The sequence below is a fragment of the Gardnerella sp. DNF00038 genome, from assembly GCF_049262855.1.
Taxonomy (GTDB): domain Bacteria; phylum Actinomycetota; class Actinomycetes; order Actinomycetales; family Bifidobacteriaceae; genus Bifidobacterium; species Bifidobacterium vaginale.
On sequence record NZ_CP058407.1, the window covers coordinates 1,624,632 to 1,638,166 of the forward strand.

Sequence of the window (13,535 nt, forward strand, 5' to 3'; positions counted from 1 at the left end):
CAAATCAAAATTGTTTTTGGAAAAGTTATCCGCAGGATATCCACAATGTTATCCCCCATTTGTGTATAACTTTTTGAGATACACACAGCAACACGCCTAAAATGTGGATAACTCAAAGTTTTTATCCACATCACTTAGCCCGTGTGTGTCATAATCTTGAGATATTCACACCAATGGGGGATTACTTTACACAAACTTTGATATTTTATTGCTTCTTTTGAGATTTCTTAGAATTACTTCTAGATTTATCTGACTTATTTTCCACAGAACTAGAATCAGATTCTTCTGAATTTTCTGACTCTTTTCCATCATTTTCAGTTTCAATTTTCTCTTCGCCCAATTCAACTTCGTCTTGCGATTGAGCAGAAACATTATCATCAGAATGAGCTGAATTATCGCCAGCAACCGTTGAATCACCATCTGCATCTACAGAATCACCATCTGCGTCTACAACTGATTCATCAACAGAAATAGCTACTGGAGTAAGAACTGCCACTTGGGTTTTCCCTTCTTCAGAATCAGCAACTTCTACAACAGCTCCAGCTCTAGCTTGAGCAATACTCGAAAAGTCATATGCGCGCTCACCCTGATCTGCCAAATCAACACCCTTACGCTCTTTAGCTTCCGATATTCTCCAACCAAAAAGCTTCTCTAAACCAAATGCAACTAAAGCAGTAACTGCACCGGAATAAAGAACAGTGATTACAAGTAAACAAATCTGCGCGATAAGCTGATGCCAGTCACCAACGCAAAACAGTCCGCTACTATCAGCAAATAATCCCACTGCAAAAATACCGATAAGAGCAGCGATGCCGTTCACGCTCACAACATGAAGCGCTCCATCATAACGCGCAAAAGTCTTAGAATGCGTTGCAAGGCATGTAACGACACCAACAATAACTCCTAATACCATTGCCCATAAAGGCGCAATCACATCTGCAGCGGCAGAACTAGCGGCCAAACCCGCCATAATTCCAGACGCGGCGCCAACAGCAGTAAAACAACCTGAACGCAAACGCTCTGTAACACCCCAAGCAAGCATAGAAGCAGATGCTGTAATAGTGGATGAAACCCAAGCATATCCAGCAACTCCAGGAAGACCTACAGAAGATCCAATCATTAAGCCAAGCCAGCCAAACCAAATAATAAAAATTCCCAGAACAACAAACGGTACATTATGCGGATGGCGTTTTAGAACATTTACAGAATTATCAGCAACATCACTAACAGCTTCAACAGAACCATTAGAATCTTCTGCTTTAGAAGATGATGAACCCGTATTAGTCTCTAATTTACTAAATCTCGCAACGTCAGCCCACAATGCACGAACCAAATTTCCCTTATGCTCAGAATTATTACTACTGTTACCTTGAACAGTAGAGGATTTGGTATGAAGCACAAATCGCTTTAACGGGAAGTGCGCATGACCACCAATAATTAGCACGATTGCAAGCGCAGAAACTGCTGCAGTCAGGTGCAGCAACGATCCTCCAGCAAAATCGTGTACTTGAATTCCTAAAGCTTGTGATATTGCGCCATTAGGGGAAAGCAATCCCCCTCCGCAAACCATATGCGCTAGAGGAGCAAATACTAAAGTGACCCATACCGCCACGAATATAAGCCAAATTGCGTATTTTACGCGTCCAGCCAACGCACCAGTAATAAGAGCAACTGCTACGACAGCGCACGCTAATCTAAAGGCTGCTGGAATACCTCCGCCCGACAAGCCTGTGTTTGCGTCCATAGAAGTAAAAATTCCATGATCTGCAACCATTGAATCACGTAGAAGCAAACCACTCACAGGATCACCCACAACGCCGCCAATCATGTCTTTCCCAGCGAAAGCCATTGACCATCCCCATAGCGTCCAAACTATGGTTGTTACCGCAATAGCTCCAGCAGAAAGCATCATCATGTTGACCATAGATGTTGCTCGTTCGCGACCGCCATAAAATAGAGAAATCCCTGGCGTAATTATAAACACTAAAGCAGCGGCCAATAATGCCCATTGCGGATCCATTGCGGTCATCTTTCACCTCACAATACACAACCCTCGGCGGTTATGTCTTCAATATTCTATTTTATATGTTCTTTTATATTCTACTCAACTGGCGCTGCGTGATTAATAACTAATTACGATAGATTAATCCAATATTCCATCCACAAAACTTTCTGGATCGAATGGAGCTAGATCGTCTGGACCTTCTCCCAATCCGACAAGCTTCACAGGAACGCCTAACTCTTTTTGAACAGAAACCACGATACCGCCTTTCGCGGAACCGTCTAACTTAGTTAAAACCACACCTGTAATTCCAATTGCCTCAGCAAAAACTTTTGCCTGGACCATGCCATTTTGACCAGTTGTAGCATCAAGAACCAAAAGGACTTCATCTACAGGAACAGTTTTTTCAATAACTCGGCGAATTTTGCCAAGCTCGTCCATAAGATTTGCCTTATTTTGCAGCCTTCCAGCCGTGTCTACAATCAAAACATCTGAATTGGATTCCTTAGCTTTGGCGGCACCGTCAAATGCTACAGAAGCTGGATCTGCACCGTCTTTTTCGGATCGAACGATTTTAACACCTACAGCATTTGCCCAAGTTTCAAGCTGGTCGGCAGCTGCAGCGCGGAAAGTATCTGCTGCAGCTAATATTACAGAACGATTTTTAGAAACCATTAGTCGCGCAAGCTTTCCAGCAGTAGTGGTTTTACCAGTGCCATTTACACCAACCATCATGATTACGCTTGGCTTATGAGCTTTAGAAGAATCCGCATTTAGGCTTCTATCTGTTTTGGCACCAACGATATCCAGCAATTTTGCACGAAGTATTTCACGTACATCTTGTGCGCTTGCTGTTCCAGAAATCCTAGCATCTTTTCTAAGTGATTCAACCAATTCATCACTTGCCTGTGCTCCAACATCTGCCATTAAAAGCGTATCTTCTACATCTTGCCAATCGTCTTCACTAAGATTATCTTTGCTCAATATATTGAACAGAGCACGACCAAAAGGATTCGCACTATTAGCAAGTTTAGAACGCAATCTTGTAACTCGAGAGGCAACGTTTTCAGGCGCAGATTGGTCAACATTACTATCACTTTTAGCTACGCTAGGCAGTGGATTATCTTTGCTAGTAGGTATTAAAGGACCTCGCGACTTACTGATAATTCTCAGCACAACTGCCGCAGTCACTAAAAGCACTGCTAAAACAACTGTGCCAACAGTGGACCATATAATCAAATCTAAATCCATAACTATATTCATATAATAAAGACTATGAAATTAAAGGGACAGTTGATTAGAATGTAACGAAGACTGTTGCTACAGTAAGCAAAAATCACGTAAATATTAGCATTTTAATACAATGCTTTTGTAAGTTAATTTTGTAATCAGAAATTGAATTGGGGTATTGCGTATGGAAAACTCGCCATTGATTGATGTTTATGGAGCAGATTGGTGTGGCGATTGCATCAGAGCTAAAGCTGCGCTTAATAAGTTTAATGCTGCTTTTACTTGGCATAACATTGAATCTGAAGAAGGCGCCGAACAAAAGGCTATTGATATTAGTGGGCAGAAGCATATTCCTGTCGTTACTTTTAGCGATGGAAGTTTTATGGTTGAGCCGACTGCAACTCAGATTAAAGAAAAACTTGAAGAATTAGGACAGATCAATTTGTGATTTTTGCCTGCAATTTTGCAGCAACTTGCCACAAAACACACGCTACATGTAGACATGAGTTGGATTAGTCTACAAAATGTAGTACACTAGGCATTTGTTGCCCCTTTAGCTCAATTGGCAGAGCAGAGTCCTTTTAAGTCTTGGGTTGTGGGTTCGAGTCCCACAGGGGGCACTTTTTTATACTCATTTGCATTTCGAAGCACTGCCTGCACAACAGCAATGCTCTCACCACGTAAAACTATGTCATCACCGCAAGAACATTGTTGCACACGAATAGAATGGTTTTGTAATGTTGAGGCGGCTTCGGCATTAATTGCACATTCAGTCGCACCTAAAAATATATCGTCAACAATATCTTTTGAACCGTATACAAAAACATCATCTAAATCAAGTAAGCTAACAGACGGAGCAAGCACATGTCCAAGTGAACGACCTGCTTCCTGTAGCATTGTCGTCCTGTCTAAAGGATTCTCATTAATTCTTCTTCGTAAGTTTGCTGCAGATATAAAAGTCTCTAAACAACCACGCTTACCACACGTGCATTGTGGACCATCTGGATCAACAACTACGTGACCGATTTCGCCTGCAGCATGATGACTCCCCAAAACGAGCGAATCATCGATTAACAATGCTGCGCCTACGCCAACAGCGATTTGAACAAAAATGCCAGTTGCTCTGCCAGCTCCACAAAAACGTTCACCGATCAAAGCACTATTTGCATCATTATCTACCGTACAGAACTTACCAAAATGTTGTTGAAACATCTTGCGTAAAGGCACATTCTTCCACCCAAAATTCGCAGTTTCAACTACTACACCATCTTCATCAACAATACCTGGGACAGCAACACCAAAACCAAGTATATGTGAGGCACCATCAAGTAGTGACTCAGCCAAAGCAATTACAGTTTCAGGCGTAATAGCAGTAATTTTATCAAAGGATTTTTCAACTCTAGTTACAATTTCACCGCGTAAATTCATTACAGCAGCTTGCAACAAAAATGGCATTGATAAGTCCAGAACAACCACATTCCAATATTGATCATCTACACTTACTAAAGTTCCTTTTTTACCAGGTCGCGTTGGTTGTTCATATCCATTTTCCATCAGAAAGTGTTTATCTAACATGTCAGACACGACTTCGCACGCAGCAACTCGCGATAATCCAGTTTTCCTACCAATTTGTGCTCTAGACATAGGACATGATGAAAAAATTTGTCCAAAAACCATCATGCGATTATTGATTCGTACATCAGCGGGTTCATGTTTTTTAGTAACTGTCATAGAAGGTGATAGAAAGCAAGACAAGGCATTATCATCAGTTGTTCCAAACATGACACTCCTCAAGTATAGGGCTGTTGCAGCATACTGAAAGTAAGTACTACATCGTACCATCCCACCAATAGGCCAAATCATCAGGAAAAATGTTGTCAGCACATGTACTCACAACAAAATTTCACAATAAACTATATTGTACACTCTCAACCATTGTAGCCAGCTGTAACACATACGCGCTAGGCATAATTACCATAATTATTAACAATAATTTCATCCCAATATACACACAAGTATTTGTATATTTCTTGGACTTTACAACAAATAAATAATTTGTTAAGATAGTTAACATTGAATGTTCCTACGACATAGATGCCGCCGGCAATCAATACACAACTCGTCAAAGTCGACAAGTAAAGCTTCAAAGAAAGGAAGCGCCATGCATAGTGGAAAGAAAATTATTGGCATCATTGCAGCAGCGAGCGCCGCTCTACTATCGCTTGCTGGATGCGGTAACACCAATAACTCGAGTTCATCAGCGCAAGTTGATACTAAAACACCTGTTAACCTCACTGTGTGGACTGGTAATACAACACCAACAAAAGCAGCAGCAGCAATATTTGAAAAGAAATATCCAAACGTAAAAATTAAAGTAGAAACTGTAACAGACGCTTATCAGGCTCTGGATACAGCCATTCAAGCTGGATCGGGAATTCCAGACGTTATGGAATTTGAGTACTTGACAGTTCCTTATTTCGCAATTCAAAACAAACTTGTAGATTTAAGCACTCTTGGCGCAAATAATGATAAAGGCACATTTGTGAAAGGCGCATGGCAGGACATCAGCTTCAACAATAAGCCATACGCAATTCCAATGGATTACGGTCCAAGCGTTATGTTCTACAATAAGGCAATATTAGAAAAAGCAGGAGTAAGCAAAGTACCAGAAACTTGGGAAGAATATTACCAAGCAGCTAAGAAAGTAAAAGCGCTCGGAGACAAGTACTACATAACAAATGACGCAAGCGATATCTTCACATTGCTATCTCTTGTATGGCAAGCTGGAGGGCATCCATTTAAGGTGAACGGAACCACTGCTCATATTAACGTAAAAGATCCAAAGATGCAGGAAGCTGTATCTTACTATCAGAAGATGATTCAAGAAGGATTGATTGCAACTAATATCAAAACTTGGTCCGATGATTGGAACAGAGCTTTAAACGATGGAACTATTGCCACACAAATCATAGGAGGATGGTTCACCTCTAGCATTAAAGATCGCGCTCCAAAACAAGCTGGAAACTTCCGTGTTGCCCCTATGCCTCAATGGAAAGCGGGCGAACAGTTGAGCGCAGAAAACGGCGGCTCTGGCTTTGCTATTCCAGCGAAAGCAAAGAATCATCAATGGGCTTGGAAATTCTTGCACTTCCTTGCCTACGATAAGGAAGGCGTAAAAGCACGCGTTGATGCTGGAGTATTCCCTCCAAATGTTTCCGTACTTAAGAATAACGAATTCCTCTCTTCTACTGACCCTTACTTCGGAGACCAGAAGTACCGTGAGCCTATTGCCGATTCAGCTCAAAAAGTAGGAGAAGGATGGCAGTACCTTCCGTTCATGGAAAAAGTGCGTGATCTATATGGTGACAATATGGATTATGCAAAAGTAGCCAAAGGCGAATCACTGCAAACTCAGCTAGAAAACTGGGCTAAGCTGTGCATCGACTATGGAAACAAACAGGGCTTCACAGTAAGCAAATAATGTTTACTAATAATAGCAAATAAACTCATTACCATTTAAGGTGCTGTTGGTGCTACAACACCAACAGCACCTAATTTAACTGAAAAGTTTTTACATTGGGGGAAAGCAATGATATTGAACACTTCTAAAAATAAACGAGCGAATTTAACACGGCAACGCAATGGAATTAAACGCGAAGGAGCTGCTGGTTGGATGTTCGTGCTTCCATTTTTGCTTCTCTTTACCTTCGTGTTTATTATTCCACTTGTATACTCGATGTACATTAGTTTCTTCGGACACCAATTAATTGGCGGAACTGTGTTTGTCGGCGCAAAAAACTATCTCGAACTTTTGAAAGACCCATTATTGTGGCAGGGTATTGCACGCGTCCTCATATTTACAGCAATCCAAGTCCCTCTAATGTTAATAATTTCCATTTGCCTAGCGCTTGCTATCGATTCGAAACGTCTATATGGTACAAACTGGTGCAGAATCTCAATATTCATTCCATACGCTGTTCCTGGTGTTATCTCCACATTAATGTGGGGGTTCATCCTTGGAACTAGGTATGGTCTGTTCAAGAATTTTAATGAGATATCTCATACTGATATAAATCCATTTTCTCCTTCATTTATCATGATTTCTATCGGAGTAATGATTAGCTGGGCTGCTATTGGATATAACATGCTCATCTTCTATTCTTCATTAAAGGCTATTTCACCAGATCTTTACGAAGCTGCTGTAATTGACGGCGCAAGCTATCGCCAAATAGATCGTTATATCAAGCTTCCAGAGATTAGAGGCTCACTGGCTATAACTACTATCTTCTCAATAATAGGTAGTGTACAGCTTTTCAACGAGCCGCAAATTTTGTCAAAAATGGTTGGAGGCACTGGCATTACAACCAGTTGGACACCAAACTTATACATTTACAATCTAGCTTTTGGTGACTCTTCACAGGGATATGCTGCTGCAGCAGCATTGATTATGGCAATTATTGTCATTGTCGTTACATTTACGATTCAAATTCGCAATATGCGCAAAAATGTCACCGCTGATTAACCATAGACGAAATATGCAACGAAGCATCCAAAAGGAAGAACAAATGATTAATACAACAAAATCATCAAATAATCAGGCAGCGATGCCTCCACTCACGAGGTTCTACACTGTTGAACATCCAAAGAAGAGTCCAATGATGACATTCTGGGTGTATCTATATCTATTATACGCTCTCGTTCCATTTGTTTGGCTATTCATAAATGCTACAAAAACTAAGGCTGATTTTGCTTCTACATTCGGTCTATCATTTGGATCCTCATTCGCTCTATGGGACAACATAGTAGAGGTATTTACATATAACAATGGCATTTTCGCACGATGGATTCTAAATACGGTCCTATACACAATAATTGGCACTATCATTTCTGTATTGTTTGCAACTATGGGAGGATATGCTCTAGCAAAACTCAATTTTAAAGGCAAACACTTTATTTTGCTAACCATCTTAGGATCTATGGCAATTCCAGGAGTACTGCTTGTAGTTCCACAGTTCTTGATTTTCTCGCAGCTTGGTTTAACAAACACTCCTTGGGCTGTAATAATTCCATCTCTACTAAACCCATTTGGTCTATATTTAATGTGGACATTTTCAGGGCAAAGTGTTCCAACTTCTCTTATAGAAGCAGCACGTATCGATGGTGCTGGAGAAGGACGCATTTTCTTCCAAGTTGCATTACCACTTATGAAACCATCATTGGTAACAGTGTCATTGTTCGCATTTGTTTCTATTTGGTACAATTACTTCCTTCCATTGATAATGCTGAAAGACTCTAAATGGTATCCATTGGCATTAGGTCTTGCACAGTGGAATGCTCAAGGCAATGAAGGTGGCAATATGCCTATTATTCCAAACCTAGTCATTACCGCATCTTTGCTAGTCGTATTCCCACTGATTCTGCTCTTCTTGGCATTGCAACGCTACTGGCAATCAGGCTTAGCAATTGGAGCGACAAAAGGGTAACCAGCTAAATCTGCTTTTATTGCTTCTGACAGTTTTATGCTGTCAGAAGCATAATTAATCTATACGTATTCTTAACTTTTACTAACCGATTTGGAGCATGTAATGGCTAGGCCATCTATTTATAATGACAATACTTGTTGGGATGAGCCAACATATACTTGCATATCTTCCAACTATGCAAAAACTGATTGGATAACAAATCCTCAGGTTTTTGCCGTTAACACTATTTCAGCGCATTCACATCATCATTACACAATAAATGACACCACACCAATACAGTCACTTAATGGAACGTGGGAAGTAAAGCTACTTTCTTCCCGCGTATTCAACCCTGAAAACTTAGATGAGGATATTAAAAATTACGAAGATTCTTCATATCAAACAATCTCAGTTCCATCTCACTTACAGATGAACGGTCTATTAAAACCGCAATACGTTAACGTTCAATACCCTTGGGATGGTCATGAGGACGTTAAAGCACCAAATGTTCCTTCCTTAAATCATGTGGCAATTTATAAGAAACATTTTGTTTTACAAAATAATCTTAAACAGATTTTGAACGAAGAATGTAAAGCTACTATTACCTTCCATGGAGCACAAACAGCTATTTATGTATGGATTAACGGAAAGTTTGTTGGATATAGTGAAGACTCTTTTACGCCGAGTGAATTTGATATTACTCAATTTTTAAAAGATTCTGAAAATAGTATTGTTGTAGCGTGCTACGAATTTTCTAGCGCATCATGGCTAGAGGATCAAGATTATTGGAGACTACACGGAATTTTCCGTTCCGTTGAACTGTGTGCACATCCTTCCACCCATGTATCAAATCTTCATGTTGATGCAGATTATAGCAATGATACAAATACTGGGAAACTCGCATTCAGAGCAAACATAGAAGGAGACAATTTAAAAGATATTACACTGCATACTTACATTACAAATCATAAATACAGCAACGATAAATTCACAAATAATAATGAGATTTTGTGGGACTGCACGCTACCTGCACAAACGATTACTGAACTAAAACAGACTACTATTACTAAAGCACTACCTTGGAGTGCTGAATACCCTGCGCTATATGACTTACATATTGATGTTGTAAGCAAAGAATCAAATATTATTGAACATGTAGTGCAGCCGATTGGTTTTAGACATTTTGATATTGAAAACGGCATAATGAGATTAAACGGAAAACGCATTATTTTCAAAGGCGTAAACCGTCATGAATTTAATTGCGACAGAGGCCGAGCAATAACATATGATGACATGGTTTCCGATGTGATTTTTTGTAAGCAACACAATATAAACGCTGTACGAACTTCTCACTATCCTAATCAAGATGCTTGGTACGATTTATGCGACGAATATGGGCTATATATTATTGACGAGACTAATTTAGAGACACATGGAACGTGGTCAGATGGGCGCGGAAACATAACTCCAGAATGCGTTATTCCTGGAAGTAGAGATGAATGGCGTGCCGCGTGCGTAAATCGCGTCGATAACATGATTCAACGCGATTACAATCACCCTTGTGTGCTTATTTGGTCTCTCGGAAACGAATCCTTTGGTGGAGACGTATTTCGTTCTATGTATCATCATGCTAATGCTCTAGATGCACATCGCCCAGTGCATTACGAAGGGCAGACTATGGATAAGTCTTGGCGCGATACTAGCGACATTGAAACACGCATGTATGCTCACGCAGATGAAATAGAAAAATACGTGTCAAACAACCCAGATAAACCTTATATATCTTGCGAATACATGCATGCTATGGGGAATTCATTGGGAAACATGAACGAGTATGTTGCTCTTGAAAAGTATCCGCATTACCAAGGTGGTTTTATTTGGGATTTCATCGATCAGGCAATAAGACAAACCCTACCAGACGGAACCACGCATTTGGCATATGGTGGCGACTTTGATGATCGACCTACCGATTATGAATTCTGCGGCAACGGTCTATTATTCGCAGATAGAAAACCAAGTCCTAAGGCCATTGAGGCTAAACAACAATATGCAAATATAAGACTATATCCAAACGAAAATGGTGTTCGCATAGAAAATCATCAGCTTTTCATGAATACTGAAAATTACGTATTCTTGGCAAAATTACGCGTTGACGGCAAAATTATGTGGTCTCAAACATATACGTGTAATGTGGAACCTGAAAATGATTTTGAAATGCCCATAGAGTGGCCATTAGAACAGTATCAAAGCAGTGGGGAAGAAATTACTTTTGAAGTTTCGTGCACGCTTGCAAAATCTACACGTTGGGCACAAAAAGGATACGAATTATCGTTCGGACAATACACAATATTAACTAAAAATTCAGAATCACAAGCTAAGCAAATATCAAATGCACGATTACATAAAGATGGCACTGTTACTATTGGACGCTGGAACGCAGGAACACGTAACTCTTCGATCGAAACGCTTTTTTCATATTCACAATGCGGGCTTATTTCATACCGTCTTGACGAACGAGAATTTGTGATTAAACGTCCTTTGATCACTACATTCCGAGCACTAACAGACAATGACCGCGGTTGCAAGCATGGTTTTGAGCGTGCTCAATGGTATGTAGCAGGTAAATATGCTAAATGCGTAGATCAAACAGCTGAGAAGCTCGACGACAATACGCTACAAATTGTATACAAATATGAACTTGCTAACGCAGATCATACAATAGTGAATTTAACATATGTGTCTAAAACATCAGGAGATTTACACATTGAACTAAATTATGTTCCTTCTGGAAAAGATTTACCTTCCATTCCAGCATTTGGATTGGAATGGATGCTACCAATAGAATACAGAAACCTTGAATTCTACGGTATTGGTCCTGTTGAAACATATGCAGACCGCACCAGTGCGGGACGTTTAGGGATTTGGAAAACAAATGCTTTTGACGATTTTATGCCATATCTTGTTCCACAAGAAACTGGCAATCATGAAAAAGTAAGATGGGCAAACGTAACAGACGATTCTGGGCATGGCATGCGTATTCAGCGGCATAATAGTACTAGCAACTTCTGCGTAAGTTTACTTCCATACAGCAGCACTATGATAGAGGAAGCACAACATATAAGTGATTTAGGCGACTCAAAACATATGTTCTTGCGAATTCTTGCAGCACAAATGGGAGTCGGCGGCGATGATTCGTGGGGCTCGCCTGTGCATCCCGAATATCATTTGCCTGCCAATAAACCATATTCTCTAAATGTGGATTTGCAATTATTCTAACCCTCCCTCCTATAGCCAATACCGCTGATATAGTTACAAAAAAGTTTCTATGTCAGCGGTATTTTATTGCTATTGAAATAAATTTATATCAGAGTTTTCTTTTCTACTACTCGTCTTGTGCAACTAGTGGATAGCATGATTGAAGAGCTACATATTGACGAATACTAGTTATTCTCACAGTTAACGATACTGCACGAATCGCGTCAAAACGTAGAATTTTGCGATATCCTATGGCATGAACATCTGAAACATGATGATTTACTCCACATTCATCAACAACGTGAATTTCAGCTGTTTCAACGTGTTGTCCTTTACTAATATCTTCTTCAATAACTAAGCCATCAATATAAGTAGGTTCAGTAAATACCATACGAAAATCAATCGGCTTAGAAGATGACAATGCTGTACCCTGTTTTCTGTCAACCAAGTACTTTGGATTTCCTTCATATGTATTAGGACTTAAAACTTGTATTGATAATGCTTCATGATCTCGTAATTCGCGCCCATGGAATTTACGAATCTTATCGCCCAATTCTTTTAAAATTTTAACATCAGAATCTGCTAACAAACCATGACGTGTCGGTGGCACATTCAACAAAAGTGTTGAGTTACCCCCTACAGATTTACACCATATATCAAATAATTCATCAGAACTGCGAACATTATTATCCTCATTATCGTGATGGAACCAACCTTTGCGAATAGAGGTATCAACTTCTGCTGGATACCAAGCAAAATCGCCTTCGTAGTGTGCAAGCGCCTTACGAGACCCTAAATCTTCATCAGTAGACGCAAATTTGCGAGAGAACTTACCATCATCTGATTGTTGTGATTTTGAAGAGGTTAATTCAGCACTACGTAATTCTGTAGGTAATACGCTCCACTCATTAGAGCGCGTATGACCAGCTTCATTGCCGCACCAACGCACATCTGGACCGCAAACACTGATAACAGCATCTGGCTGCAGCGCCCGGACTGTATTATAGATTCGTTGCCAGTCATAAGTTTGCGTTTTACCATTCTCACCCTCGCCGCAAGCACCATCAAGCCATACGGAAAAAATAGGACCATAGTGCGTTAGCAATTCAACAAGTTGATTAATATAAAAATCGTTGTAAACTTTGCCAGTGCCATATGATGATTCTGTACGATCCCATGGTGAAAGGTATACGCCAAATCTCATATTATGTCGATAAGCTGATTCACTAACTTCGCGCACAATATCTCCTTTTCCATTTTTATATGGAGAGGACGCAATGGTATGCTTGGTGTACTTTGAAGGCCACAAGCAAAAACCATCATGATGCTTGCAAGTTAGAATCACGCCGGTCATACCTGCCGATTGTAGAGCATCAAGCCACTGGTCAACATCTAAATTATCTGGATTGAATATCTTCGGATCTTCGTGACCAAGCCCCCATTCACGATCTGTCATAGTATTCATTCCAAAATGAATAAAACCATACATTTCCATGCGCTGCCAAGAAATTTGACGTGCTGTAGGCCTTACATTTGCTAAATAATCCTCATTCATGCTGCCACCCTGCTTTAGCAATCAATGCAAC

At 40.2% G+C, this 13,535-nt stretch carries 9 protein-coding genes, 1 tRNA gene and 1 pseudogene; 7 read left to right on the forward strand and 4 right to left on the reverse strand.

The window, feature by feature from the left end; translation table 11 throughout:
* Positions 1-205: 205 nt before the first annotated feature.
* Both HXT19_RS06420 and ftsY read right to left on the reverse strand, forming a co-directional pair.
* Complete coding sequence (locus HXT19_RS06420) at positions 206-2,029, reverse strand: ammonium transporter (RefSeq protein ID WP_101887762.1); 1,824 nt, start codon at positions 2,027-2,029, stop codon at positions 206-208.
* A gap of 114 nt (positions 2,030-2,143) precedes the next feature.
* The gene (gene ftsY, locus HXT19_RS06425) at positions 2,144-3,265 is read right to left on the reverse strand and encodes a signal recognition particle-docking protein FtsY (RefSeq protein WP_020760895.1); all 1,122 of its coding nucleotides are present in this window, start codon (positions 3,263-3,265) and stop codon (positions 2,144-2,146) included.
* A 151-nt stretch (positions 3,266-3,416) separates the two neighbouring features.
* Between ftsY and HXT19_RS06430 the strand changes: the two genes are divergently transcribed.
* Positions 3,417-3,680, forward strand: coding sequence for a glutaredoxin domain-containing protein (locus tag HXT19_RS06430; protein WP_004114090.1), 264 nt, complete (start codon positions 3,417-3,419; stop codon positions 3,678-3,680).
* Between the two features lie 99 nt (positions 3,681-3,779).
* Positions 3,780-3,852, forward strand: a tRNA-Lys gene (locus HXT19_RS06435).
* A gap of 103 nt (positions 3,853-3,955) precedes the next feature.
* Here HXT19_RS06435 and HXT19_RS06440 read toward each other — a convergent pair.
* A pseudogene (locus HXT19_RS06440) lies at positions 3,956-4,912 on the reverse strand (ROK family protein); the annotation flags it as partial.
* On the opposite strand from HXT19_RS06440, the gene HXT19_RS06445 reads away from it, so the two are divergent.
* The 5 genes from HXT19_RS06445 (at position 4,806) to HXT19_RS06465 (ending at position 11,970) form a co-directional block, all read left to right on the forward strand.
* On the forward strand, positions 4,806-5,051 hold the full coding sequence (locus tag HXT19_RS06445; protein WP_226913180.1) for a hypothetical protein: 246 nt from the start codon (positions 4,806-4,808) through the stop codon (positions 5,049-5,051). The pseudogene HXT19_RS06440 and the gene HXT19_RS06445 overlap by 107 nt on opposite strands.
* Positions 5,052-5,393: 342 nt before the next feature.
* Complete coding sequence (locus HXT19_RS06450) at positions 5,394-6,713, forward strand: ABC transporter substrate-binding protein (protein ID WP_004114086.1); 1,320 nt, start codon at positions 5,394-5,396, stop codon at positions 6,711-6,713.
* Positions 6,714-6,821: 108 nt separating this feature from the next.
* Positions 6,822-7,754: a carbohydrate ABC transporter permease gene (locus HXT19_RS06455; protein WP_004120282.1), complete on the forward strand. Its 933-nt coding sequence runs from the start codon at positions 6,822-6,824 to the stop codon at positions 7,752-7,754.
* A gap of 43 nt (positions 7,755-7,797) precedes the next feature.
* Complete coding sequence (locus HXT19_RS06460; RefSeq protein WP_004114082.1) at positions 7,798-8,715, forward strand: carbohydrate ABC transporter permease; 918 nt, start codon at positions 7,798-7,800, stop codon at positions 8,713-8,715.
* 102 nt (positions 8,716-8,817) lie between these two features.
* Positions 8,818-11,970, forward strand: a complete 3,153-nt coding sequence (locus HXT19_RS06465; protein WP_101887763.1) for a glycoside hydrolase family 2 TIM barrel-domain containing protein — start codon at positions 8,818-8,820, stop codon at positions 11,968-11,970.
* Positions 11,971-12,076: 106 nt separating this feature from the next.
* Here HXT19_RS06465 and HXT19_RS06470 read toward each other — a convergent pair whose 3' ends face one another.
* A complete protein-coding gene (locus tag HXT19_RS06470; RefSeq protein WP_004137675.1) occupies positions 12,077-13,504 on the reverse strand; it encodes an alpha-L-fucosidase in 1,428 nt (475 codons plus the stop codon).
* Positions 13,505-13,535 lie beyond the last annotated feature (31 nt).